19 protein-coding genes and 2 rRNA genes are annotated in these 25,220 nt (G+C 39.1%); 6 read left to right on the plus strand and 15 right to left on the minus strand.

Annotated features, from left to right (window positions below):
* Positions 1–62 precede the first annotated feature (62 nt).
* Both ALLST_RS0107450 and ALLST_RS0107455 read right to left on the minus strand, forming a co-directional pair.
* A 23S ribosomal RNA gene (locus ALLST_RS0107450) occupies positions 63–2,933 on the minus strand.
* 265 nt (positions 2,934–3,198) lie between these two features.
* Positions 3,199–4,725, minus strand: a 16S ribosomal RNA gene (locus tag ALLST_RS0107455).
* The 16S and 23S rRNA genes sit together here, the layout of an rRNA operon.
* Before the next feature lie 736 nt (positions 4,726–5,461).
* On the opposite strand from ALLST_RS0107455, the gene rpiB reads away from it, so the two are divergent.
* On the plus strand, positions 5,462–5,920 hold the full coding sequence (gene rpiB / locus ALLST_RS0107465) for a ribose 5-phosphate isomerase B (protein WP_019893513.1): 459 nt from the start codon (positions 5,462–5,464) through the stop codon (positions 5,918–5,920).
* 160 nt (positions 5,921–6,080) lie between these two features.
* Here the strand turns inward: rpiB and ALLST_RS0107470 are convergent, their stop codons facing one another.
* Together ALLST_RS0107470 and gdhA are read right to left on the minus strand one after the other, a co-directional pair.
* Positions 6,081–6,254 (minus strand): 4Fe-4S ferredoxin, encoded by a 174-nt coding sequence (locus ALLST_RS0107470; protein ID WP_019893514.1) that lies wholly within the window; start codon positions 6,252–6,254, stop codon positions 6,081–6,083.
* Positions 6,255–6,545: 291 nt separating this feature from the next.
* The gene (gene gdhA / locus ALLST_RS0107475; RefSeq protein WP_019893516.1) at positions 6,546–7,877 is read right to left on the minus strand and encodes an NADP-specific glutamate dehydrogenase; all 1,332 of its coding nucleotides are present in this window, start codon (positions 7,875–7,877) and stop codon (positions 6,546–6,548) included.
* A 344-nt stretch (positions 7,878–8,221) separates the two neighbouring features.
* Here gdhA and ALLST_RS10505 point away from each other — a divergent pair, with 344 nt between their 5' ends.
* Entirely contained in the window at positions 8,222–8,629 is a 408-nt protein-coding gene (locus tag ALLST_RS10505) for a DUF2752 domain-containing protein (protein WP_019893517.1), read from the plus strand.
* Positions 8,630–8,835: 206 nt separating this feature from the next.
* Positions 8,836–9,366 (plus strand): cysteine hydrolase family protein, encoded by a 531-nt coding sequence (locus tag ALLST_RS0107485; protein WP_019893518.1) that lies wholly within the window; start codon positions 8,836–8,838, stop codon positions 9,364–9,366.
* Between the two features lie 176 nt (positions 9,367–9,542).
* On the opposite strand, the gene ALLST_RS0107490 is transcribed toward ALLST_RS0107485, so the two are convergent.
* Positions 9,543–10,967: an MATE family efflux transporter gene (locus tag ALLST_RS0107490; RefSeq protein WP_019893519.1), complete on the minus strand. Its 1,425-nt coding sequence runs from the start codon at positions 10,965–10,967 to the stop codon at positions 9,543–9,545.
* 379 nt (positions 10,968–11,346) lie between these two features.
* On the opposite strand from ALLST_RS0107490, the gene ALLST_RS0107495 reads away from it, so the two are divergent.
* Positions 11,347–12,015, plus strand: coding sequence for a response regulator transcription factor (locus tag ALLST_RS0107495; protein WP_019893520.1), 669 nt, complete (start codon positions 11,347–11,349; stop codon positions 12,013–12,015).
* A 190-nt stretch (positions 12,016–12,205) separates the two neighbouring features.
* Here the strand turns inward: ALLST_RS0107495 and ALLST_RS0107500 are convergent, their stop codons facing one another.
* Positions 12,206–14,821, minus strand: coding sequence for a calcium-translocating P-type ATPase, PMCA-type (locus ALLST_RS0107500; protein ID WP_019893521.1), 2,616 nt, complete (start codon positions 14,819–14,821; stop codon positions 12,206–12,208).
* Between the two features lie 343 nt (positions 14,822–15,164).
* Between ALLST_RS0107500 and ALLST_RS0107505 the strand changes: the two genes are divergently transcribed.
* Together ALLST_RS0107505 and ALLST_RS0107510 are read left to right on the plus strand one after the other, a co-directional pair.
* Complete coding sequence (locus ALLST_RS0107505; RefSeq protein WP_019893522.1) at positions 15,165–15,749, plus strand: manganese efflux pump MntP; 585 nt, start codon at positions 15,165–15,167, stop codon at positions 15,747–15,749.
* A gap of 18 nt (positions 15,750–15,767) precedes the next feature.
* Positions 15,768–16,313: a TetR/AcrR family transcriptional regulator C-terminal domain-containing protein gene (locus ALLST_RS0107510; protein WP_019893523.1), complete on the plus strand. Its 546-nt coding sequence runs from the start codon at positions 15,768–15,770 to the stop codon at positions 16,311–16,313.
* Positions 16,314–16,443: 130 nt separating this feature from the next.
* Here the strand turns inward: ALLST_RS0107510 and ALLST_RS0107515 are convergent, their stop codons facing one another.
* The 9 genes from ALLST_RS0107515 to rplM form a co-directional block, all read right to left on the minus strand.
* A complete protein-coding gene (locus ALLST_RS0107515; RefSeq protein ID WP_019893524.1) occupies positions 16,444–17,271 on the minus strand; it encodes a PRD domain-containing protein in 828 nt (275 codons plus the stop codon).
* A 31-nt stretch (positions 17,272–17,302) separates the two neighbouring features.
* Positions 17,303–19,402 (minus strand): PTS sugar transporter subunit IIABC, encoded by a 2,100-nt coding sequence (locus tag ALLST_RS0107520; RefSeq protein WP_019893525.1) that lies wholly within the window; start codon positions 19,400–19,402, stop codon positions 17,303–17,305.
* A gap of 283 nt (positions 19,403–19,685) precedes the next feature.
* The gene (locus ALLST_RS0107525) at positions 19,686–20,894 is read right to left on the minus strand and encodes a hypothetical protein (RefSeq protein ID WP_019893526.1); all 1,209 of its coding nucleotides are present in this window, start codon (positions 20,892–20,894) and stop codon (positions 19,686–19,688) included.
* Between the two features lie 228 nt (positions 20,895–21,122).
* Positions 21,123–21,533 carry a regulatory YrvL family protein gene (locus ALLST_RS0107535; RefSeq protein WP_019893528.1) on the minus strand — a complete coding sequence of 137 codons (411 nt, stop codon included), beginning with the start codon at positions 21,531–21,533 and terminating at the stop codon, positions 21,123–21,125.
* A 26-nt stretch (positions 21,534–21,559) separates the two neighbouring features.
* Positions 21,560–22,006, minus strand: a complete 447-nt coding sequence (locus ALLST_RS0107540) for a hypothetical protein (protein WP_019893529.1) — start codon at positions 22,004–22,006, stop codon at positions 21,560–21,562.
* A 756-nt stretch (positions 22,007–22,762) separates the two neighbouring features.
* Complete coding sequence (locus ALLST_RS0107550; RefSeq protein ID WP_019893531.1) at positions 22,763–23,260, minus strand: hypothetical protein; 498 nt, start codon at positions 23,258–23,260, stop codon at positions 22,763–22,765.
* Positions 23,257–24,126 carry a DUF3990 domain-containing protein gene (locus ALLST_RS0107555; protein ID WP_019893532.1) on the minus strand — a complete coding sequence of 290 codons (870 nt, stop codon included), beginning with the start codon at positions 24,124–24,126 and terminating at the stop codon, positions 23,257–23,259. Before ALLST_RS0107555 ends, ALLST_RS0107550 begins: the two co-directional genes overlap by 4 nt.
* Before the next feature lie 179 nt (positions 24,127–24,305).
* Positions 24,306–24,713, minus strand: a complete 408-nt coding sequence (gene rpsI, locus ALLST_RS0107560) for a 30S ribosomal protein S9 (protein WP_019893533.1) — start codon at positions 24,711–24,713, stop codon at positions 24,306–24,308.
* Between the two features lie 11 nt (positions 24,714–24,724).
* Entirely contained in the window at positions 24,725–25,162 is a 438-nt protein-coding gene (gene rplM, locus ALLST_RS0107565; protein WP_019893535.1) for a 50S ribosomal protein L13, read from the minus strand.
* Between the last annotated feature and the right edge of the window lie 58 nt (positions 25,163–25,220).

The following is a 25,220-nucleotide window of genomic DNA, read 5'->3' on the forward strand; positions in this document are numbered from 1 at the left end:
AAAACGAAGACCAGTATTTACATAACTGTTACAGTTACCTTTTTTCTTATACTCTCGAATCTTAGATGAAGCTTTCGACCGATTAGTACTGGTCAACTCCATGAATCACTTCACTTCCATTCCCAGCCTATCACCTTATCGTCTTTAAGGGGTCTTATTTACCGCAGATCTTATCTTGGGGTTGGTTTCGCACTTAGATGCTTTCAGCGCTTATCCATTCCCTACTTAGCTACCCGGCTATGCCATTGGCATGACAACCGATGCACCAGTGGTAGGTCCATCCCGGTCCTCTCGTACTAAGGACAGCTCCCCTCAGATCTCCTTCGCCCACAACAGATAGGGACCGAACTGTCTCACGACGTTCTGAACCCAGCTCGCGTACCGCTTTAATGGGCGGACAGCCCAACCCTTGGAACCGAATCCAGCTCCAGGATGCGATGAGCCGACATCGAGGTGCCAAACCCCGCCGTCGATGTGAACTCTTGGGCGGGATCAGCCTGTTATCCCCAGGGTAGCTTTTATCCGTTGAGCGACGGCCCTTCCATTCGGCACCGCCGGATCACTAATCCCGACTTTCGTCCCTGCTCCACTTGTCGGTGTCGCAGTCAAGCGCGCTTCTGCATTTACACTCTTTGTCTGGTTTCCATCCAGACTGAACGCACCTTTGGGCGCCTCCGTTACTCTTTAGGAGGCGACCGCCCCAGTCAAACTGCCCACCTGGCACTGTCTGTGACTTTCGTCTACGTTAGGGGTTCAAATCATCAAGGGCGGTATCCCAACGGCGGCTCCTTAGAAACTAGCGTTCCTATCTCTTTGCCTCCCGCCTATCCTGTACATGATCATCCAAAACCCAATACCAGGCTGCAGTAAAGCTCCATGGGGTCTTTCCGTCTAGTTGCGGGTAACCTGCATTTTCACAGGTACTAAGATTTCACCGAGTCTGCTGCCGAGACAGCGCCCAAATCGTTTCACCTTTCGTGCGGGTCAGAACTTACCTGACAAGGAATTTCGCTACCTTAGGACCGTTATAGTTACGGCCGCCGTTCACTGGGGCTTCGGACCACTGCTTTGTCTTGCGACGAACAGATCCCCTTAACCTTCCAGCACCGGGCAGGTGTCACCCCATATACTTCGCCTTACGGCTTTGCATAGAGCTGTGTTTTAGTTAAACAGTCGCTTGGGCCTTTTCACTGCGGCTCTCTCGAGCGCCCCTTCTTGCGAACGTACGGGGCCATTTTGCCGAGTTCCTTGGCAACAGTTCTCTCGCTCACCTTCGTATTCTCTACGTGCCCACCTGTGTCGGTTTTGGTACGGGCCGCAATAAAGTTAACGCTAGAAGCTTTTCTTGAAAGCCGCTCCATGTGCTTCACTACTTTCCGAAGATTTCGTTTACCGTTCACGCTCTGTACATATTGATCCGGATTTGCCTAGATCTGTACTGCTTCGCTTCGCCCCCAATCCATTAAGGGGGTCACACTTCCCGTCTTTGTCACTCCATCGCCTTTATCACGGGTACAGGAATCTTCGCCTGTTTTCCATCTGCTTCGCCTCTCGGCTATGCATTAGGTCCCGACTAACCCAGGGCGGACGAACCTTCCCCTGGAATCCTTGGGCTTTCGGTGTGCAGGATTCCCACCTGCATCTCGCTACTCACACCGGCATTCTCACTTCCATATCCTCCACAGACTCTCACGATCCTGCTTCGATGAATATGCAACGCTCCCCTACCACTTAATATCTAATTAAATCCGCGGCTTCGGCAGATGACTTAGCCCCGGTACATTTTCGGCGCAGAGCCACTCGACTAGTGAGCTATTACGCACTCTTTCAAGGATGGCTGCTTCTAAGCCAACCTCCTAGTTGTCCGTGCATCTCCACATCCTTTTCCACTGAGTCATCATTTTGGGGCCTTAGCCGGCGGTCTGGGCTGTTTCCCTCTTGAGCATGGACCTTATCACCCACGCTCTGACTGCCAACTATTGACTGACGGCATTCGCAGTTTGATTCCATTCAGTACCCCGGGATGGGGCCATCATGAATTCAGTGCTCTACCTCCGCCAGCTTTCCATTAACGCTAGCCCTAAAGCTATTTCGGGGAGAACCAGCTATCTCCGAGTTCGATTGGAATTTCTCCGCTAGCCACAGGTCATCCGCTAACTTTTCAACGGTAGTCGGTTCGGTCCTCCACAAAGTTTCACCTTTGCTTCAACCTGCCCATGGCTAGATCACCCGGTTTCGGGTCTACTTCTGTCTACTCTATTCGCCCTATTCAGACTCGCTTTCGCTTCGGCTTCGCATTTTCCTGCTTAACCTCGCATCCAAAAGTAACTCGCCGGTTCATTCTACAAAAGGCACGCCATCACCCTTTGACGGGCTCTGACTTCTTGTAGGCATACGGTTTCAGGTTCTCTTTCACTCCGCTTGCGCGGTTCTTTTCACCTTTCCCTCACGGTACTTCTTCACTATCGCTCACTCTTACTTATTTAGCCTTGGCGGATGGTCCCGCCTGCTTCCGACAAGATTTCTCGTGTCTCGTCGTACTCAGGAGACGCTAACGACTCAGTTCGCTTACCTATACGGGAATTTCACCCTCTTTGTCTGTGCTTTCCATCACATTCTAGTTCACTTACCTTTTGTATCTCGCGTTCCTACAACCCCGTATTTCTACGGTTTGGGCTCTTTCCCTTTCGCTCGCCGCTACTCGGAAAATCACTTTTGTTTTCTTTTCCTCCAGCTACTTAGATGTTTCAGTTCACCGGGTTGTTCTCCATACAAGTATGGATGACTGGACTTGACTCCAGCCGGGTTCCCCCATTCGGATATTCATGGATCGGCGCTTTTTTGACAGCTCCCCATGACTTTTCGCAGTCTAATACGTCCTTCTTCATTCAAGAGTGGCAAGGCATCCTCCGTACGCCCTTCCTTGCTTGATCTAATTTCAAAATATGCTTGTTTCGAGATTGTTTTTTACACTATAAGAACTGTTTACTGTTTTTCTGACTTGGTTTATCTTTTCTGATTACCTTCGTAATGTTTTCTACAACTTACGTCAGACCTTCTGTTATGTCTTATACTGATCATTCGTTTTTCAAAGATCGATGGTTGATGATCAAGGTCTCCCTCTCTCACCTTGGAAGATCACTCTTCCAAAACTCAATGACAAACTCACTTAACTCTTCCCTTGTACTTTCTCCTTAGAAAGGAGGTGATCCATCCCCACGTTCCCGTAGGGATACCTTGTTACGACTTAACCCCAGTCATCGGTCCCGCCTTCGACGATTCACTCCCTTACGGGTTATGCCATCGGCTTCGGGCGTTACCGGCTTCCATGGTTTGACGGGCGGTGTGTACAAGGCCCGGGAACGTATTCACCGCGGCATGCTGATCCGCGATTACTAGCGATTCCAACTTCATGAAGTCGAGTTGCAGACTTCAATCCGAACTGGGACATCTTTTCTCGGATTGGCTTGCCTTCACAGGTTCGCTTCCGTCTGTAGATGCCATTGTAGTACGTGTGTAGCCCAGGCCATAAGGGGCATGATGATTTGACGTCATCCCCGCCTTCCTCCGGTTTGTCACCGGCAGTCTGATGTGAGTCCTCAACTGAATGGTAGTAACACATCACGAGGGTTGCGCTCGTTGCCAGACTTAACTGAACATCTCACGACACGAGCTGACGACAACCATGCACCACCTGTCACCGAGATAACCTCTAACATATCTCTATGTCTTTGCTCGGGATGTCAAGGCCTGGTAAGGTTCTTCGCGTTGCTTCGAATTAAACCACATACTCCACCGCTTGTGCGGGCCCCCGTCAATTCCTTTGAGTTTCACACTTGCGTGCATACTCCCCAGGCGGAGGAGTCATTGCGTTAGCTTCGGCACCGAGGTACTACCCCCGACACCTGCTCCTCATCGTTTAGGGCGTGGACTACTAGGGTATCTAATCCTATTTGCTCCCCACGCTTTCGTGCCTGAGCGTCAGTTACAGGCCAGGCGGCCGCCTTCGCCACTGGTGTTCTTCCACATCTCTACGCATTTTACCGCTACACGTGGAGTTCCACCGCCCTCTCCTGTCCTCGAGCATACCAGTTTCCAAAGCCTGTACAGGTTGAGCCCGTACCTTTCACTTCAGACTTGATATGCCGCCTGCGCACCCTTTACGCCCAATCATTCCGGATAACGCTCGCCACCTACGTATTACCGCGGCTGCTGGCACGTAGTTAGCCGTGACTTTCTGGCGAGGTACCATCAAAAGAGAATCATTCCCTCTTCTCTTCCTTTTTCCCTCGCAACAGAGCTTTACGATCCGAAGACCTTCTTCACCCACGCGGCATTGCTCGTTCAGGCTTGCGCCCATTGACGAAAATTCCCTACTGCTGCCTCCCGTAGGAGTCTGGGCCGTGTCTCAGTCCCAGTGTGGCCGATCGCCCTCTCAGGCCGGCTATGCATCATCGCCTTGGTGAGCTGTTACCTCACCAACTAGCTAATGCACCGCAGATCCATCCATCCCCTAAGCCAAAGCTTATTTCAAAAATTTAAGATGCCTTAAATCTTCCTATGGGGTTTTAGACTTCGTTTCCAAAGCGTATCCCCCGGGTATGGGCAGGTTATCTACGTGTTACTCACCCGTTCGCCACTAGCTACCGAAGTAGCTCGTTCGACTTGCATGTATTAGGCATGCCGCCAGCGTTCATCCTGAGCCAGGATCAAACTCTCCATTTGATATTGACTCAAACGCATTTGCGTTTATTTATTTCGTGAAATGATATATTGAAGTATATTAAGTGTTTTTGTTCAGAATCGACGTTGTATAATTTTTATCGAATTTGAATTGTCTGTCATTGAGTTTTCAAAGAGCCATCTGTTTTCAACCGGCTACCCGGTCAAAAAGCTTGTTTACTATACCGCTTGAGATTTGGATTGTCAACTCGAAATTTGAATTTCTTTATTTCGTGTTGTTTTCCAAGTCTTTGTCGCTGCCCTCATCAGCGTTGCCGCTCGGTGAGTGCTCGACTATTCAACCACATATCCCATCTCTTTGCAAGCATATTTTTTAAAAAAATTTCACTTTTATTTGTGCTTGCTTTACCTATCGTGTTTTTTCAGATTATTTTTTCAGATTTTATTCATACTGAATTATATACTTCTCATAATGAGTTATTCATGCATAAACTTTTCTCTTTTCTTTTTGAGTTTTTTCTACAAATCAATGAATTTATTTTAGAGCTCTTTATCCATTTTTATTTTTTTAGTGATTTCATCTCTTTTTTTGCCCATTTACTTTCTTATCGAGTAGTATAAATAAGAAGATCTAATAGCTCTATTGTTTAAATGCCTGTTGGTAAGTATTTATTCTTGCTTTTTATCCAACAGTTTTTTCATGATAGTAATGATCTTGATTTCAAATATTCTAGTAAGAAATCATCTAAAACAAATATACAGAAAGAGGGAGACGAATATGACAAGAATTGTGATTGGAAATGACCACGCAGCAGTTGCGATGAAAAATGAAATTAAATCAATGTTAGAAAGCAAAGGTTATGAAGTAATTAACGTTGGTACTGATACAAACGATAGCGTTGACTATCCAGAATTTGGTCAAAAAGCAGCTATGGCTGTTGTAAACCACGAAGCAGATTTTGGAATTGTAATTTGTGGTACAGGAATCGGTATCAGCATTGCTGCTAACAAAGTTCCAGGAATTCGTTGCGGATTATGCAAAGACGTTACTGATGCTCGTTTAACTCGTGAACACAACGATGCAAACATGTTAGCTATGGGTGCAAGAACAACAGGTCTAGAAACAGCAAAAGACATTGTTGAAACTTTCTTAAACACACCATTCTCTCAAGGTGTTAACCACATCCGTCGTATTGAAAAATTAGCTAAAATCGATGGTTCCTTTAAAGGGGAATAATCCAACTCAACTCGATCAATAAAAAAGAAGGTGTACACCTTCTTTTTTATTTTCAATCTGTAATTAACTAATTCATTTATTAAAGACTCATTAGCATTTATTTGACTACAGAAAAGAAAAAACGGCTATTCGCCGTTTTTGCTTTCTAGATTAATTGGAATTAGTCAAGAGCGATAGCACCAACTGGGCATCCACCAACGCATGCACCACAATCGATGCAAGTATCAGCGTCTACAGTTGCTACACCATCATTAAGAGAGATAGCACCAACTGGGCATCCACCTTCGCAAGCTCCACATCCGATGCAGAGGTCAGCAGTAACTTTTGCAGCCATTGAGAAGTCCTCCTTTCATCACGTAATTCTGTGATCATTATAGTCAAAAAAACACAGTCTGAAAAACATTTCTTCTCTGTTTTGGTTAGTGTTGGTAAACCTCTATCCTTTATTCAACGCAAAACAAAACGTATAATTGCCTTATTTTTCAGTTCAAAACTAAAAAAGTAACATTTTTTGTCATAAACAACTGAAATTTTCTTAAATGTATCTTTGTCATCCCCACTATTCAATTTTGATTTTTTTCCTGTTCTTCAATTTTGCACAAAAAAAGTGGGATAACCCACTTTCTTAGCAGCAACCTTGTTCTTTCATTGCTTGAGCAACTTTTAAGAAGCCAGCAATATTAGCACCGATCACATATTCATCTGGACGACCGAATTCTTCCGCTGTGTCTTTGCAGTTGTTGAAGATACCAACCATGATGTCTTTCAATTTTGCATCGACTTCTTCAAATGTCCAACTTAAGTGTTCAGCGTTTTGGCTCATTTCTAAACCAGAGCATGCAACACCACCGGCATTACTTGCTTTACCTGGAGCATAGTAAACACCATTTTTCATTAAATAGTGAATTGCGTCTGGTGTTGTTGGCATATTTGCCCCTTCACAAACACAGAAGACTTTATTTGCCACAAGAGCTTTAGCGTCTTCTAGATCTAATTCGTTTTGTGTTGCGCAAGGTAATGCGATATCGCATGGAACAGACCATGGACGTTTACCTTCCATGTATGTTGCTTCTGGATGAGAATCCAAATATTCTTTGATTCGTCCACGACGAACTTCTTTAATTTCTTTCACTGTTGCTAAATCAATTCCATTTGGATCATAGATGGAACCATTGGAATCGGATAAAGTAACAACTTTAGCACCAAGCTGCTGTGCTTTTTCACAAGCATAGATTGCAACATTTCCCGAACCGGAAATCGCAACTGTTTTTCCTTCGAAGTTTGTTCCTTTGTTTTCAAGTAAAGCTTGTGTGAAGTAGCATAAGCCATAACCTGTCGCTTGCGTACGAACTAAGGATCCACCAAATGTTAATCCTTTACCGGTTAAAACGCCGGACCAGTCGTTTGTCAAACGTTTATATTGGCCAAACATATAGGCAACTTCACGGCCACCAACACCAATATCACCAGCTGGAACGTCTTCGTTTGGTCCGATATATTTATAAAGTTCGGTCATGAAAGACTGACAGAAACGCATAATTTCGCCATCACTCTTTCCTTTTGGATCAAAGTCGGCTCCACCTTTACCACCGCCCATTGGCAATGTTGTTAAAGAGTTTTTGAAAATTTGTTCGAATCCTAAGAATTTGATAATTGAGATATTTACACTTGGATGGAAGCGAAGGCCACCTTTGTAAGGTCCAATCGCATTATTAAATTGAACACGATATCCACGATTAACCTGGGTTTTACCTTGGTCATCTACCCAAGGAACTCGGAACATAATCTGGCGATCTGGTTCAACAAGTCTTTCTAAGACGCCATCATCAAGAAGTTCTGGCTTTTGCTCAGCAATGACTTGAAGTGATTCGAATACTTCTTCCACAGCTTGCAAAAATTCAGCATCATTCGGGTTACGTTTTTTTACTGTTTCGTATAAAGCTTTAAGATCTGCCATAATTCCTCCTCATTAAATTTGACTTTCAAAGTATATCATTTTCATTTTTAATGAAAAGAAGAATGAAAAGAAATCAATGGTTCGTTTTCATAATTTTCATAAAAATGTATGTTTTACAAAAACATTAAGCCATTCCAAAAAGACAAATTACAAAAATGTATTCTTTTTAGACGTCAATCTTTTATTTGTTCTTTCAATCGCTACTCATTCATACATGATCTAAGTATTTAATTTCCTATTTTTGGATCTTCAATCTTTGACAGCTACACTATTTTTCAAGCGCCTGCCTTTTCGCTTTGATCAATACAAAGCTACAATAAACAAAAAGAAAGTAATCAAATTCTATGCTAAATTCTAATTCATATTCTCATGTCCAACCATCTCCAAAACCACCTCGTATTCCCTTTGACTATCGCAATTTTCTGAGATGGGGATTTTTAGTCGTGTTTGTTGGTTTTGTTGTGTTTGTGTTCGATTATCATTGCCCATTTAGAGCTATTTTTTCTTTACCTTGTCCTGGTTGTGGCATGACTCGCGCTTTTCTTGATTTGTTACAAGGACGCTTTGCTTTATCTTTGCAATGGCATGCGATGTTAATTCCATCCTTGATCTGTCTTGGCTTATCTATCGTTTTATGGTTCAAAGGAAAAGATCGTTGGAAAAATGCCGTTCTCTATACTTGGGTATTTTTGATGATTGTCTATTGGATTTGGCGCTTAATTTTTGTGTTTCCTCACTCGCCTTTGTTTTAATCAAATCTTATGGAATAATCGATATCCCTTTTTTCAGTCGAAGATCATGGAAACTTGCTTCGATTGGTATGGAGTGTTTGTTATCTATTGATATTTTGCCCGTTTCCTTTTTTCCTCTGCCTTTTTGGCTAAAATAGGAATAGCTTGAAAATAAGTTAAATGATGTCATTCCCATTGGATGATGAAAAATGAAGAGAGGAAAAATCATGGCTGAAAAATATCTTATCGTTGTCGATATGCAAAATGACTTTACCTACGATGCACTTGGAACCCAAGAAGCACAAGCAATTGTTGATCGTGTAGTACAAAAAGTTCAAAACTTTTCTGGCAAAGTTATTTATACTTTAGACACACATCAACCGGACTATATGGAAACACAAGAAGGCAAAATGTTACCTGTTCCCCATTGCATTAAAGATACACACGGTTGGCAATTAATTGACCCACTTTTATCTTTACAAAAACAAAACAACAATCTCGTTTTTGAAAAAGGAACTTTCGGTAGTGTTGATCTTGCCCAATATATCGTCAATCAATACAAACAAGGAAATGTAGAAAGTGTTGAATTGATCGGGGTTTGCACAGACATTTGTGTCATCAGCAACGCCTTACTCATTAAAGCTTATCTTCCAGAATTACAGATTTATGTCGATTCAGCATGTTGTGCAGGGGTCACTACCGAAAAACATAACGCTGCAATTGAAACATTAAAAAGTTGCCAAATCATTGTTGAATAATGGGCAAGTCTTAAAATTTCAAAAAATATACAGAGATCAAAGTTGAAGATGCCTAGTCATGTTCAACTTTTTCTTTTTTTCTAAATCGATAGATTTGGTTACAGAAAAAAAGCTTTGACCATTTTAGTCAAAGCTTCTTTATTTATAACGATAATTTATGATGCAACTATTTAAGCTTATTTAGCTTGTGCTTTTTGGCGTTTTGTTGCGGGCTTAATATAAAACAATGCTCCAATCATCAAGAACGCGGTAAGGCCCAGTGAAATGGGGAACACTGCTAAAATCGTATGATACGTTGGATTCATTGGAAATACGACAAAAATCCAGAAAATACGGACAACACAAACACCGAGCGTTGTTACTGCTGCTGGTAAAACGGAAATTCCAAATCCTCTTAAATATCCTGAAATCACCTCATAATGAATAACGAACACATATGAGGACAACATCACGACTAAACGTACATAACCTTGCGCGATTACTTCCGGATTTCCGTTAAATAAACTAACAAGAGAACGTCCAAAGACCATCACTGATCCCGCTGAAACAAATGTTACCCCTAAGCCCAATAACAAGCATGTCATGAGCACTTGCTTACAACGTTGAATTTTATTAGCTCCATAGTTGGCACCTGTAAATGTTGTACAAGCGTGGCCAAAAGAAGAAACAAGGCTATATACAACAGATTCCACGTTCAACGATGCACTGCTTGATGCCATGATAATCGTTCCTAATGAGTTAAATCCAGATTGGATGACCACATTCGCAATTGAAAATACAGAGGATTGAATTCCAGATGGAATACCGATCCGTAAAATATTCACTAAAATATCACCATGAATTGGATGGTCAAACAAAGAGTGGAATGAAATCAATTTATCTTTTCGCAAATAAATAAATAAAATAATCGAACTGATCAAGTTAGAAAAAACTGTTGCAATCGCAACACCTTCAACTGTCATATGAAATCCGATGACAAGGATCATGTTTAAAATAACATTGATCACACCTGCTAAACTTAATGCGAATAATGGCAATTTGGTGTTACCAATTCCACGCATAATTGCAGCTTCGAAGTTGTAAAGCAAGATAATTGGCATGCCCATCAAATAAATTTTGATGTACAGGTTAGCCATATCGAAGACTTCGGCTGGCACACCCATCAATTTCAAAACTGGCCCGGAGATCAGCTCCCCAACTAAAGTCACGAATAATCCACCGATGAGTGCAACCCAAATTGAAGTCACACAAGTACGTTTAACACGTTTATCATTATTGGCACCTACTGCATTGGCAATAACAACGTTACTTCCAATTGAGATCCCAATAAACACATTGACTAATAACGAAATTAAAGAGGTACAAGCCCCGACCGCTGCCATACAATGTGCGCCGAGCTCGCCGGTAAATTGTCCAACGACTGCTATATCCGCCGCATTGAACAATTGTTGTAAGACTCCCGTTAATCCTAACGGTAACGCAAATAGAAATACTTTTTTCCAAAGCGAACCTTCGACCATATCCATGCCGCGCGCTTTATTTTTCTTGTTATTCTCTTGAAAACGAGCAATATCATTTGATTCAAATTGTTTTTCTTCCATTCTGCCTTCCTTTCTTTTTCTCGACTTCTTTTCACTTTTCGCCCTGTCTTTTTGCACTTTTTACAATGATAGGGTTCATCAATGATAAACCAATTTTTTTGATTTTTTAGACAAATTTTTCACGAGTCTGTTAATCGGTTTCATTGCTTTAAATAAAAGATTTGTGAAAATTTTGTTTTTCAATAGATCAAGAAAAGAAAGAAACTTATGTCAATCTGTTTTACCCTCCAATTTGAAGAAGATTTAGATTCACAAGCGAGTGTATCTTAACGATAATCGAATGCAATCTTACAAAATCTAAAATTTTCGTTCAGAATTCTTAAAAAACTTTTAGGAGTAAATTCATATTCTAAAAAGTAGAAAGTTTTATAATAGAGTCATGTATAAAATCATGATTGTGGAAGACGATCCATCCGTCTCCAGCGCATTATCTTCTGTCTTAACAGGCTGGGGATTTGATGCGTATACCACACCAACTTTTGATAACATTCTCCAACAATTTGAAGAATTAAAACCCGATCTTGTCTTGATGGACCTTAATCTACCTGAACGGAATGGATTTTACTGGACTTCTGAAATTCGTAAAACATCATCTGTGCCAATCATCTTTATCTCTAGTGCAGACGAAAACATGAATGTCATCAGTGCCCTCAACCAAGGAGCCGATGACTATATCACTAAGCCTTTCGATATTACCGTTTTAGTCTCTAAAATCCGCGCGCTTTTAAGAAGAACATTCGATTATACTTCACATATCGATTACCTTGAACACAAAGGTGTTCGTCTAAATATTGGAAATAACGAAGTTAGCTTCAATGGTAAAACGATTGATTTATCCAAAAACGAAGCAAAGATTCTTAAGATCTTAATGGAAAACAAAGATACAATCGTCAAACGCGAATTCTTAATGGATGCCTTGTGGAAAACGGATTGTTACATTGATGAAAACACATTATCGGTTAACGTCAATCGACTCCGTCGCAAACTCGAAAGCATTTCATTATTTGACTTTATTCAAACCCGTAAAGGTATCGGCTACATGGTATAGCCGTGATCTATAAAACTAGAAACAGGAACGAACGATCGAGTAACAACTCAAAAAAAGCCATCCGCAACAGGATGGTCTTTTTCTTTATTCAGATGAATTTGCTAAATCATTTCTAAAAAAAGAGTTATCTTTTGCTCGATAACTCCTTTTCAAAACTTAAATATTTAATGATTCATTGCTTTATTGAATCTTAATGATGATGTTTGATTAAACCAAATGCTTTTGATAATTCCATCACAACAACTGGTGTGAAAATCAAACATAAAGCAATCATATACAATTTGCCGGAAAGCATAACAACGCCAAATAAATTAGATACAGGTGTAAATAAGACAACAAGTACTAATAAAGCGGAAACAAGTGTTGCTTGATTTAACTTTTTGTTTGTAAAGATTCCTATTTTGAACAGGGAACGTTCAGAACGCATGTTGAACGCTTGAATAACTTGGGAAAGGGAAAGCACCATAAACGCCATTGTTTGTCCGCCTTCAACTGTTCCCATTCCTTGTTTACCTAAATAATAAGCAATTAAAGATAAAGCACCGAACATCACCCCTTGCAGGATAATGCGGATTCCATAACCATGCGCAAATAAATCTTCGTTTTTTGGTTTTGGTTTGTGATCCATGACATCAGGTTCAACTGGTTCCATACCTAATGCGATTGCAGGAAGGCTATCAGTAACTAAGTTAATCCATAATAATTGCATGGAAAGTAATGGGGATTCATGCCACATTAACATCGCCATAAAGACTAAGATAACTTCCCCAATGTTGGTTCCTAATAAGAATCCAACAACTTTTTTAATATTGGCATAAATGCCACGTCCTTCACGGACAGCGTCGACAATTGTCGCAAAGTTATCGTCAGTCAGTGTCATATCTGCTGCTCCTTTAGCAACATCAGTTCCGGTAATCCCCATTGCACAACCGATATCTGCTGCTTTTAAGGCTGGCGCATCGTTAACACCATCACCGGTCATCGAAACAACTTGACCTTTACGTTGCCAAGATTTAACGATACGGATTTTATTTTCTGGGGAAACACGCGCATAAACGGAAATGTTTTCGACTTGTTCATCAAGTTCACGATCTGTCATTGCATCGAGTTCAACACCAGTAATTGCCCGATCCCCTTCTTGCAGGATACCAAGTTGTTTAGCAATCGCAGAAGCGGTTATGACGTGGTCACCTGTGATCATGACTGGACGAATTCCTGCATGACGACAAACATCAACGGCAGCTTTTGCTTCTTCACGAGGTGGATCGATCATACCCACTAAGCCCATGAAGATTAAGTTATTTTCTAATTGTTCAGAAGTTGGTTCTTCTGGAATTTCATCGATTTCTTTATAACCAATTGCGAGCACACGCAATGCGTTTTTACTCATTTCTTCGTTGACTTGTGCTGCCCGCTCTAAATCACCAGCAATACAACGCGAAGCCATCATATCGAATGCCCCTTTAACAATCACGATATACTTGTCATCGATCTTGTTTACAGTGGTCATCAATTTACGATCGGAGTCAAACGGAATTTCTGCTAAACGAGGATATTCACGATTGAGCATTTCTTTTGGTAATCCGTTACGATGAGCCGCTAAAACGATTGCGGTTTCCGTTGGATCCCCGATATGTTGTTCTTCTGTACCATGGAAAACAACATTTCCATCACTACATAACGTACCGTATGTCAAAAGTTTTTTAACCTCATCGGAGTTATGAATCGTAATGTCTTCAGTGTCTGTTGCACCATCAAGATAAGCTTTCACTAAAGTCATGCGGTTTTGTGTCAATGTTCCTGTTTTATCAGAACAAATGACAGAAGCACCACCTAAAGTTTCTACTGCAGGTAAACGACGGATAATCGCATTTTTCTTGACCATCCGTTGTACACCAATCGATAAAACAATCGTAACAATAGCAGGTAATCCTTCTGGAATTGCTGAAACAGCTAAAGAAACTGCAGTCATGAAGATTTCAAGTGCTGGAATTCCATTCATCATTCCCACAACGAAAATAATGGCACATGCACCTAAAGCTAAAAAGCCCAGATATTTTCCTAATTGCGCTAATTTTTTCTGTAATGGAGTTTGTGTTTCCCCTTCATTTTCTAAAAGGTTGGCGATTTTCCCCATTTCAGTATCCATTCCCGTCGCAGTAACAACAGCTGTCGCTGTACCATATGTAATACTGCATCCCGAGAACACCATATTGTTGCGATCTCCTAATGGAGCTTTTTCATCAACAATTACACTCGCATCTTTTTCGGAAGGAACTGATTCCCCCGTCAAAGCGGATTCTTCACTTTTTAAGCTTACGCTACGGATCAATCTTGCATCGGCTGGAATAAAGTCCCCTGCTTCCAAGTGAATAATGTCACCTGGAACGAGTTCAACAGCATCGATGACTTTTTCTTTTCCATCACGTAACACTCTTGCGTGCGGTGCTGATAAACTTTTCAGTGCATCCAATGCTTTTTCGGCTTTACTTTCTTGCATTACGCCCATAATCGCATTCAAGATGACGATGAGCAAAATAAGAACCGGTTCAAAAAATTCTTTAGGTTCTCCTTCAATACAAGCGATCGCAAAAGAAACGATTGCTGCGATAATCAAAATTAAGATCATCACATCTTTGAACTGTTCCGCAAAACGTTGCAAAGTCGTTTTCTTTTTCTTTTCCTTTAACTTGTTTTCTCCAAATTGTGCCCTCTTCTCTTCAACTTGGCCTTGCGTTAAGCCAGTAGTCAAGTCTGACTGAAGGGACTGGACGACTTGATTCGCATCTTCATTGTGTCCTGTCATTGAAGATCCTCCTTCTTTTTGGTTATGTATTGTATTATAGAATTAATTTAAAAAAGTGCATTGGACAAACAATGGGTATCGTCCCATTTTTTCTCGTACGGCTATATTCGTTACATTTTTGACCATCTTTTATCATTTGTCCCAAAATCATCTTGATCAAATCTTAATTATCCAATATTATTAACGATACATAAGGGAGTAGTCAGCGTATTTACGCGGCGATACCAACATGCTGGATATACATCCTGGTGTCACCTTAATTGACGAGACTTATCTGCTGCGGTGGGTGAGTTTCGTCTTTTTTTTCCCATCGTTTCATGACATAGTGAAGGAGAAACAAGTTATGGGAATTAGTGAATTATTATTATTAGCTGTTGGCGTCAGCATGGATGCTTTTGCGGTTTCGATCTGCAAAGGTCTAGCAATGAAGCGTTCAACACTAAAAGCAAGCTTAACTTGCGGAATTTGGTTTGGTGGCTTTCAAGCACTGATGCCACTGATCGGTTTCTTTTTAGGCGCATTATTTGCTTCATCAATTCAAGCAATTGACCATTGGATTGCCTTTATTTTACTGGCCTTCATTGGAATCAATATGCTCAAAGAAGCACTTTGTTCGAAAGATGAATGTGATTGTCAACCAGATGAACAAGATGCTGATTTATCAACCAAGACGATGTTTGTGATGGCCGTTGCCACTTCTATCGACGCTTTGGCCGTTGGCATTTCACTCTCGATGGTTGGCAATGTCAACATTTGGCTTGCGATCACTTTGATTGGCATTTGCACCTGCTTATTTAGTATGGTCGGTGTGAAGATCGGCAACGTTTTCGGTCGTAAATTTGAAACAAAAGCCCAAATTCTCGGGGGAATCATTTTGATTTTAATCGGGCTCAATATCTTACTCGAACATTTAGGTTTTCTCGGTTAATGAATAGGAAAAACAGATATGGCTGACTCCAATATTACAAAACGAGCTTTAGCAAGCTCATTAAAAACATTGATGGAAGATACTCCATTTGAGAAAATTCAAATCGGACAAATCTGCGAACGATGCGAAATGCATCGTAAAAGTTTCTATTACCATTTCATGGATAAATATGATTTATTGAATTGGATTTTCGATTCAGAAATCGCTTCTTACGTCCAAATGCACATCGATCCGCTGGATACTAACCAACATATTCAACGAATGCGCCAAGCGTATCATTACTTATATGAAAATAGAGACTTCTATCGCAAAGCATTAAAAATCGAAGGACAAAATTCATTTAAAAGTCATTTTCGTGATTTCATCCAATCGCACATTAAATCCCAAGCGATCTATTTTTTGTATGAAGATCTTGATGAATTCGAATTAAATGTTTTAAGTGATGTTGCTTTAAGCTTAATTGAGAACTGGCTGATGGATCTAAATTGCATGTCCCCAGATGAAATGACTGATCGCACATTGCGTCTGCTCAATCGCAAATATAATTTCATTACCAATTCATAGAATTTTATGTCAAAAAAGGATGGTCGATTGATCACCCTTTTTTTGTATCTGATCGTGGATAGCTCTTGTATAAAAATCCCTGGAGTCTTAATGAGGACGCCAGGGATTTGATGTTTTATCTTATTTTAGTCTATACACTTTTTTCTAGAGAGAATACGCGTTGGATATGTAAAGCTAGATATCCAATTTCGATTGGTTCGATTTTTTTATTCAACGCTCTTTCCGTCTTTTTGATGATCGATTTAGAAATTTCATAAGCTCGCGGGAATTGGTTTTTCGTAAATTCATCCATATCAATCGATAATTTTTCGCCATTTTTCGTTCGTGCAATGAGATATTTCATATGTGTTAACATTCGCGAATACGATAATGAATGCACATCTACGTTCATCGAGAAAGCTTCTTCTAATTCTTGAATCGATTCATTAATCAACACCGCAAAAAGCATTCCTTCACTCACTTGATCATCACTTCGAGCGGAGTGAATATGAAGTGTGATATAGCCAACTTCTTCATCATTGATCCGAATATCGAGGCGTTGTTCAATAATATCCCGCGCTTTAAGCGCTGCTTGATATTCTTGATCAAATAACAAAGAGATATCGTGAGAAAAAGGGTTAGAAATCACCATATTGTTTTGAATCCGATGGATCGCAAAGGCAATATGATCGCTTAAAGGTAGCAATATACTTGTATCAATATTTCCAAATTCCTTTTTTGCTTCATCAATAATTGCGCTCGCAATTTCCAAATAAATCGGATCATTTTTTGTAACCGCAGGGATGAGATCTACTTTCGCTTCATGGCGATAAGCCACATCACCATCTCTGGGAATAAATTGTTGATTCATGTGCTGACCAAAACCAACCCCATTCCCAATAAAGATCACTTCTTCTTGGGTCTGGGTGTCAATGGTCAAAAGCGCATTATTATTTAAAACCTTTCTAACCTTAAACATACCTATCTCTCTTCATTTATCGTGACATTGACTAATACACTTTTAATACTTCTTCTTTTTGTTTTACCGGACCAAGTTTTGTGATTTCTACTTTACTATCTGGTGATAAATTTGTGAAGACCAAAGCAATCGCATCACTCGGCGCATTTTTCTTAATGAATTCGAGATCAAATTTTACAAGCAAATCGCCTTTTTTAACCGTTTGACCCGCTTCAACAAATGCGGTAAATCCTTCACCATTTAGATTAACAGTATCTACACCAATGTGTAGTAAAATTTCATTTCCTTTTTCACTTTTTAAGCCAATTGCATGTTTTGTTGGGAATACGAGTTCAACAGAACCATCACATGGTGAATATACTTCACCTGTTTCGGAAATAAACATGACTCCATCGCCCATCATTTTATTCGCGAATGTTTCATCTGGCATATTCGTAATTAAATCGATGCTACCATCTGTAATTGACGCAAAAGTTTCGAGAATTGTTTTTTCTGTTTTTGTTTCAACAACTTCTTGGATATCTACTTCTTCTGTTTCGTCATGATCACCACTTAAGTAATCTTCTAAATGGCTTTTAATCACACTGACTCTTGGTCCATAAATAACTTGTACACCATTACCTTTACGGATAATTCCAGCTGCTCCACTAGATTTTAAAAGTGCTTCATCGACTTTTTCTTGATCAAAAACCGTGATTCGCAAACGTGTTGCACAAGCATCGACATCACTAATATTCGCTTTTCCACCTAATCCTTTTGTGATCAGTGCAGATTGTTCGTCTTTCGCTGATGCCGCACCATTTGCTTTTTTCTCATTCACATCAGCTCGTGTATATAATTTTGTTTCTTGATCATCGTCTTCACGACCTGGTGTTTTGTAGTCATTTTTCGTAATCAAGAATTTGAAAATCGCAAAGTATAGGATGAAGTAGAATACACCAACAATCACGATCCAAATCCAGTTTGTTTTGGCATTCCCTTGCATAATCCCAAATAATGTCATGTCGATTAAACCACCAGAGAAAGTCATTCCGACACCAACATTGAAGATATGCATCAACATGTAAGCTAATCCGGCAAAGATGCAGTGAATTACATATAACAATGGCGCAATAAATAAGAAAGTAAATTCAAGTGGTTCTGTAATTCCTGTTAACATGGACGTTAATGCTGCAGAAAGTAATAATCCCCCAGCAACTTTCTTTTTATTGTCTTTGGCGCAAGTGTACATCGCAAGCGCAGCACCTGGTAAACCAAAAATCATTAATGGGAATTTCCCAGCCATAAATCTTGTTGCTTCAACTGAGAAACGAGTTGTATTTGGATCTGCTAATTGCGCAAAGAAAATATTCTGTGCCCCTTCGACTAAAGTTCCAGCAACTGTAGCTGTCCCCCCAACACCAGTCTGCCAGAATGGCAAATAGAAAACGTGATGTAAACCAAATGGAATTAAAGCACGTTCCATAAATCCATATACCCAAGTTCCGGCATATCCAGAACTTCTTACGATATCACCAACTGCATAGATTCCATTTTGGATCGAAGGCCAAATAAATGACATTAAAATTCCAACAAGTAAGTAAACTACCGCACTGATAATTGGAACAAAGCGGGATCCTCCAAAGAATGAGAGAACTTGCGGAAGTTCGATCGTATGATATTTATTGTGTAATGCAGAAACACCTAATCCGACGATAATCCCGCCGAATACACCCATCTGTAACGATTGAATTCCCACAACCGATGTAATAGAACCCGCTGGTAAAGTTTCGGCAAGCCCTAAAACTTCAATCATTGCGCCAATTGAAGCATGCATGATAAAGAAGGCGATTGCGGCAGATAAAGCAGCAACTTCTTTTTCTTTTTTAGCCATTCCAATCGCAACGCCCATAGCGAAGATAATCGGTAAGTTGGCAAAGACAATATCTCCTGCTTTAGACATGACGCTGAACAGATCAAACATAATTGTTCCTGGACCAAAGATTGACATCAATCCATAAGCCTCAAGCATTGTCGTATTGGTGAATGATCCACCAATCCCTAGAAACAAACCGGCAACAGGAAGAATAGCGATCGGTAACATGAAGCTTCTTCCGACACGTTGCAAAACACTAAAAATTTTGTCTTTCATTTTTTTCTCCTTTCGACAAAATTTCTATGTATCTATGCGTGCATGAATTACTACAATATGATTTTCAGATAAAAAAAATGCAGGCATAAATACAATAGAAAAAACAAGTAGTTAAAACAGATGTTTATTTCTATCAAATTAATGCCTACATGACTAGTAACACTTTTGATGATCCTATCATCGCAAGTTGAACTTCGTTTGTCAATTTTATATTTTACTTTTCCGCTTTTAAATGAATGATCTCTAACAAAAACATTCTCAATTCAACATATGCGACTTTAATTTATTCATGAACACTGTAGTACTCTAAACCCAATAAACTTTTGCGAATACAAACTCGACAACTATCGCCAATAGAAGTTTTTAAATACTGACTTTTCGACACGTTAAACTCTTGTTCTTCACCACGCCAAGAAGCAATCAGCTCATAATCCGTCAAACTATTGCCTGTATCGACATCTTTATCTGTAATCACAATCGTTTCATGAGTTGGCTTTTCAAACGTCAATAAGAAACTGACCGGGAAAGTTATCGTAAAGGACATCATCAAAACTGCGAAAACTACTGATAATTTCCGAACAAATCGTTGGGGCACTTTGATCCGTACCGATTTGATCACAAAAGGAATGAATAAGACAACCGCTATAATCAATGTCGTTTTAAAATAGGCAATTTGATCATATCCAAATGTATTTGCCGAAGTTAAGTTTAAAAGTAGGGCAATTGCGGCACCCAAAAATGGCATTTGGAGCATGACTTGTTCGCCCTTTTTAGTCTTCGTTTCGATGTAAATATACGGATAATACCACAGGTATACCGCATAAGATCCTAGAATCACTAAAACAAATAAAACCATCATCAGCTTTCCGCCAACGACAAAAGCTATTCCATCTAACGCGATCAAGACAATGCCTAAAACACGCAAAAATCTCTTCGCTTTTTCGAAATCGAATCGACAACGATCGGAAGAAATACTGTCGATTGTTTCTGTCTCTTGCACAATAGATTGATAATAATTTCGTTCTATCGCATTCAATGTTCCCACATATTTCGATACATCTTTTTTCTGCTCTAACAATTCTTCAAAATCGACAATTTGTACTTCATGTTCTGCTAAAGCATCAAAGAGTAGGTCAGAGTTTCCAAAAATAGAATCTAATGTGACCAATCGATTATAACCACGATCAATCAAAGCCATTTGGGTTCGATTCCCTAATGGAATCAATAATAAGCATCGAATCTCAGAAAAACGCACTTCTATTGATTTTTTTAAAACATAATTGAAAGTCAGTGTATTGTGATCGATCACAATTGTTTGTTTTTGGTACGCAAGTAATAGCGCAATGCCTAAAAACGTAAAGGGGAAAAAACAAAGTGCCATCAGAAAATGACCGGCGATAAGAGGTACAACCCACATCAGCCCAAAAAGAACAGTCGTGATGATCCCTAATACTTTGACAAACTTCGAACAACGAATGACTTGTTTTTCCATAATGATCCCTACTCTTTAATTTTCTTCTATTTGAACACAATACTTAACGCATAAATTGCACTTGCGACCAAAAGCGTATCGATTATAATTGTCGCTACCATTTTCATTTTATTTTGACTATTCGCCTTTACACTTCGAATAATCCATATCGGTCCAAGTAAAAATACACATAAAGCATAAACAACTAAAATAATATCCATAACTTCATTCCTATTCTATGTGATCTGTTTATGGATTTTTGAAATCTTCAATTCCCGGTAAAGCGAAAAGAAAAGACATAACGAGGATGGATAAATGACTTGCCGAAATAGAAGGCAGACAATAATCCACAATCATCAATCCCAAATACGTCGCAATTGTATCTAAAATCAAATACAGAACAATTGCTCTATTTTTATTCATGCGTTTTATTTGATAGAGTGCTTTGGACAATCCCCCGGCAATTAAATTCATTGGATATGAAACAATCGTTGTGATGACGAAAAACAAAATCATGCTGCCGATCGAATCATACCGAAAACCGAAAAAGCGCATAATTGTTCCACTCAATAGGGCAATAACGGATAAAGCAACAATAAAAATAGTCCCACAAGCTATAAATGTGATGAATTGTTCTTTATTCTTCTTAAAAAAATTCACAATAAGCAATATTCCTTTTCATCGGTTTAATGCGCTAATGCATCTTCAATCAATTCAATTGCGCGATTCGCAAAATTAATCTTGATTTGATCAGTATTTCCATTCACCTTGATTTTCGCTACACAAAGTTGATTCTCTTTTGTTTCTTGAGGATCACCACTTAGTGTTGTCCACTCCACGCTGATATCCTCTTGATTCAAAGGGGCGTTGACATAATATTCATAGCTTAAAGGTTCAAAAAACTCACTATTTGATTTTGCTTGAATCGAAATAGTTTCCTCATTTTCTTTGTATATTTCGATATCGTAGCGAACCACATCTTCTTGATTCTCTACATATTTCTCATTTGGCGATATAGATTCTTGATAAATCAAATCATCCTGTTTCTCATTCACACGATTACTTGCAGCACAACCACTTACGCCGATCGTCATGGATAGTAAAGCTACAGCTAGAAATCTTTTTAATTGCATATTGATCTCCTACTTTTTTAATCAAAAGCACAACTTGATAAATCAAAAAAGGAATAACACCGATAATCCCCACAATCAAATAAAATGGGAATGTCAAAATACCAACCATTACTCGCACTGCAACAGTGAATTTGCGAGTTAAATGGTTAAAAAGGATCAATCCAGTTGTTACACCAGAGAATACAAAAGTTTCTCACAACATCAAAAATCTACTTTATAAAGATATTCTTCATTTTTACTATGCCCAAACGAACGAATAGTCCATCTGCTAGCCGAAGCCAGATCATTGAAATGACAAGAATAAATGCAAAGAATAATATTGAGTTCCTTAATGCATTACGTAATAAATAAACAATCAAAAATAGAGGAAGCATCAATAACAATAAGCATAGTAAATAGCGAAGCGAACTTCGTCCTGTATCTTCTTCCCATTCATTTAGATTTGCGCCACAAACGCATCGGTTTGGAACAAACAAAAACTTCGAATTAATTTTATGTCCGCATTTTTTACAATAGAGTTTTTTCATGAAATACCATCCTTATTCAGGGTTTCAATCATTGATGCATTCGGTTCTTCATTCTTTGTCGCAATAGAATATTTAGATCAGTGATTTTATATTATCACAAACGCATAATCTTAATTCTTACTTCCGTTCCTATTTCTGTAAGATTGCATAAACGAAAAAAAGAAGCATTTAAACTTCTTGCAAAGTCTAAACACTTCTCTATTTTTTGTTCACAATGATGTCTAATATTTTAATTGTTAAACCCCTTTATTCTTCTCAGTATTTCTACTCCCTCTTTAGTCAATTGATGAACATCTTTATCTAGTACTATTGATTTTGCTTCTAAAATTCGGTCAATTGCATTCATTGGATCTAAGGAATGATACGCAAAAAACAGACGTCTAAGTTCGTTACCTTTTACAATCTTATAAGCATTCTTGCTGTCGATTTGATAAACATAGGATAGATATCTATAAATATAACCGATCCAATACATCTCATTCATTGAAAATTTGATTTTTCCATAAGTAGATTTACCGTACTCTTCGTTAATTTCGTCGAAAACATCTTCAATTGTCGTACTCTCATTTAAAAAAGTTAAATTATCCATTCTAGAAACAAATTTAGAATTCATAAATCGACGAATAAAAATATTCGAACTGCAATCTTCTATAGTTATAGATTGTTCAAAAATTTTACCTTGTACATCACATAGTAACAAGCCAGTTTGATCCATTTCTCTTTTCATAATTTATCATCTAATATATCGTCAATATATTGACCTTGTCCTCTATACTGTCTCCGTGCTATTTTGATTTTAGCATCCCCAAGTTTATTATCTCCTAATCTTTTAATTTGATACTTTTCTTTTTCTTTACTGCACAAATAACATCTTTCAATTATTTTCACCTGACTCAAAGCTTTTTCTGTTTTAAAAACGTATTGAAATCCTAAATTAGTAGCTGCCAAACAATGTATACACTGTTCGTCAGTAATTTCACCTTCAATAAAACTATCTATAATTCTAAACATTCTGTTATCAGCAATTGGTGCAATTAAATAATCTACGCCTTCTAATTTACGAATTAGTTTATTAATAATCGGATGATCTTCATACCCATTAAGTCTTCCCCTGAAATATGCGATCGTTAACATCCATTCTTGATTGACTTTATATTCTATGCTAGAGAGGTTTTGTGGGTCAAAACTCAATATATAAACGCTTGATGTGTCAAATCCACTTACAAATAACGAAGACTGTTCAAAACTCTCTCCACAATAAAACCCTTTACCAAAATCATTATTGGTTTTAGAGTGTTCAATATCAATCTCACCATCTATGCGTTTTTTAGCGCCATGAAATAATACCAACTCATTTTTATTCGTTAATTCTTCATAATATAGTTGCGCTTTAATTTCGTTTATAAAGATATTGTGATTCAATGCAAAAGTATATATGCTTTCGATATTTTCTTCCGTTGCATCCGTTTTTTCCGTTTCCCATCTCTCTACCGTAGTCATATCAACTGCTATTTTTTTTGCAAATTGTTGTCGTGATAAATTAAGCATCTCTCTAATTAATTGAACATCTTCGCCAATTCGATAATTCACCATAGATTTATTATCACCTCATAACTTCATTATAGCATCCTCTATATAGAAGTTTTCTTATAACTTCTATTATGCATATGCTAACAAGAAGTTTATTTCTATTCTCTGCAAAAGAAAAAAAGAAGCATTTAAACTTCTTGCAAAGTCTAAATACTTCTTTGAATTTCTCACAACTATTATTACTAACGTTTTGAGAACTGTGGCGCACGACGAGCTTTTTTAAGACCGTATTTTTTACGTTCTTTAGCACGTGGGTCACGTGTAACAAAACCAGCAGCTTTTAATGCAGGACGGTAATCTTCACTAGCTTCCATTAAAGCACGAGTGATTCCGTGACGGATTGCACCAGCTTGACCAGTGAATCCTCCACCTTGAACGTTAACTAACACGTCGAATTGATCAAGAGTGTTTGTTAATTCAAGAGGTGCACGTACTACCATCTGAAGAACTTCAGAAGGCATGTACTCTTTAAGTTCTTTACCGTTGACTACAATGTTCCCTGTTCCGTTTGCACGAAGGAAAACACGGGCAACGGCTTTTTTACGACGGCCAGTACCAAGGTACTGAACAATGTTATTTTTCTTTGCCATTTCCTATTCTCCTATCCTTTAACCTTGAGTTCTACAGGTTGTTGAGCCATATGTGGATGTTCTGAACCAGCGTAAACTAATACGTGTTTACGTTGCACATCACCTAAACGAGTGTGTGGGAGCATACCTTGAACTGCTCTGCGAACCCATTCAACAGGGTATTTTTCCTTCATTTCTTTGGCAGTACGAACACGTAATCCACCATAGAATCCGGAATGGTTGTAGTACTTTTCAGTATTAAGTTTGTTACCAGTCATTACGACTTTGTCTGCATTGATAATAACTACATAGTCACCGCAGTCTACGTTTGGTGTATATGTAGGTTTGTGTTTACCACGCAGTACATGTGCTGCAGTTGTAGCAAGGCGACCAAGAGTCTGACCTTCGCCATCAATTACATACCAAGTGCGTTCTACTTCAGCAGGTTTTGCCATTGTTGTTTGACGCATGTTTGCTTCCTCCGTTTCAATGAGCGTTACCGGGGCTCAAAGGCTTGGATATAGCCAC

The organism is Allobaculum stercoricanis DSM 13633, assembly GCF_000384195.1.
Taxonomy (GTDB): Bacteria; Bacillota_I; Bacilli_A; order Erysipelotrichales; family Erysipelotrichaceae; genus Allobaculum; species Allobaculum stercoricanis.

Bases quoted from the DNA above. Each gene is read 5' to 3' on its own strand.
- ALLST_RS0107515 (WP_019893524.1), bottom strand. From the start codon at position 17,271: ATGTTTAAGGTTAGAAAGGTTTTAAATAATAATGCGCTTTTGACCATT.
- gdhA (WP_019893516.1), bottom strand. From the start codon at position 7,877: ATGGCAGATCTTAAAGCTTTATACGAAACAGTAAAAAAACGTAACCCG.
- ALLST_RS0107500 (WP_019893521.1), bottom strand. From the start codon at position 14,821: ATGACAGGACACAATGAAGATGCGAATCAAGTCGTCCAGTCCCTTCAG.
- rplM (WP_019893535.1), bottom strand. From the start codon at position 25,162: ATGCGTCAAACAACAATGGCAAAACCTGCTGAAGTAGAACGCACTTGG.
- ALLST_RS0107520 (WP_019893525.1), bottom strand. From the start codon at position 19,402: ATGAAAGACAAAATTTTTAGTGTTTTGCAACGTGTCGGAAGAAGCTTC.
- ALLST_RS0107485 (WP_019893518.1), top strand. From the start codon at position 8,836: ATGGCTGAAAAATATCTTATCGTTGTCGATATGCAAAATGACTTTACC.
- ALLST_RS0107510 (WP_019893523.1), top strand. From the start codon at position 15,768: ATGGCTGACTCCAATATTACAAAACGAGCTTTAGCAAGCTCATTAAAA.
- ALLST_RS0107505 (WP_019893522.1), top strand. From the start codon at position 15,165: ATGGGAATTAGTGAATTATTATTATTAGCTGTTGGCGTCAGCATGGAT.
- rpiB (WP_019893513.1), top strand. From the start codon at position 5,462: ATGACAAGAATTGTGATTGGAAATGACCACGCAGCAGTTGCGATGAAA.
- ALLST_RS0107495 (WP_019893520.1), top strand. From the start codon at position 11,347: ATGTATAAAATCATGATTGTGGAAGACGATCCATCCGTCTCCAGCGCA.
- ALLST_RS0107490 (WP_019893519.1), bottom strand. From the start codon at position 10,967: ATGGAAGAAAAACAATTTGAATCAAATGATATTGCTCGTTTTCAAGAG.
- ALLST_RS0107470 (WP_019893514.1), bottom strand. From the start codon at position 6,254: ATGGCTGCAAAAGTTACTGCTGACCTCTGCATCGGATGTGGAGCTTGC.
- ALLST_RS10505 (WP_019893517.1), top strand. From the start codon at position 8,222: ATGCTAAATTCTAATTCATATTCTCATGTCCAACCATCTCCAAAACCA.
- ALLST_RS0107540 (WP_019893529.1), bottom strand. From the start codon at position 22,006: ATGCAATTAAAAAGATTTCTAGCTGTAGCTTTACTATCCATGACGATC.
- ALLST_RS0107525 (WP_019893526.1), bottom strand. From the start codon at position 20,894: ATGGAAAAACAAGTCATTCGTTGTTCGAAGTTTGTCAAAGTATTAGGG.
- ALLST_RS0107555 (WP_019893532.1), bottom strand. From the start codon at position 24,126: ATGGTGAATTATCGAATTGGCGAAGATGTTCAATTAATTAGAGAGATG.
- ALLST_RS0107550 (WP_019893531.1), bottom strand. From the start codon at position 23,260: ATGAAAAGAGAAATGGATCAAACTGGCTTGTTACTATGTGATGTACAA.
- rpsI (WP_019893533.1), bottom strand. From the start codon at position 24,713: ATGGCAAAGAAAAATAACATTGTTCAGTACCTTGGTACTGGCCGTCGT.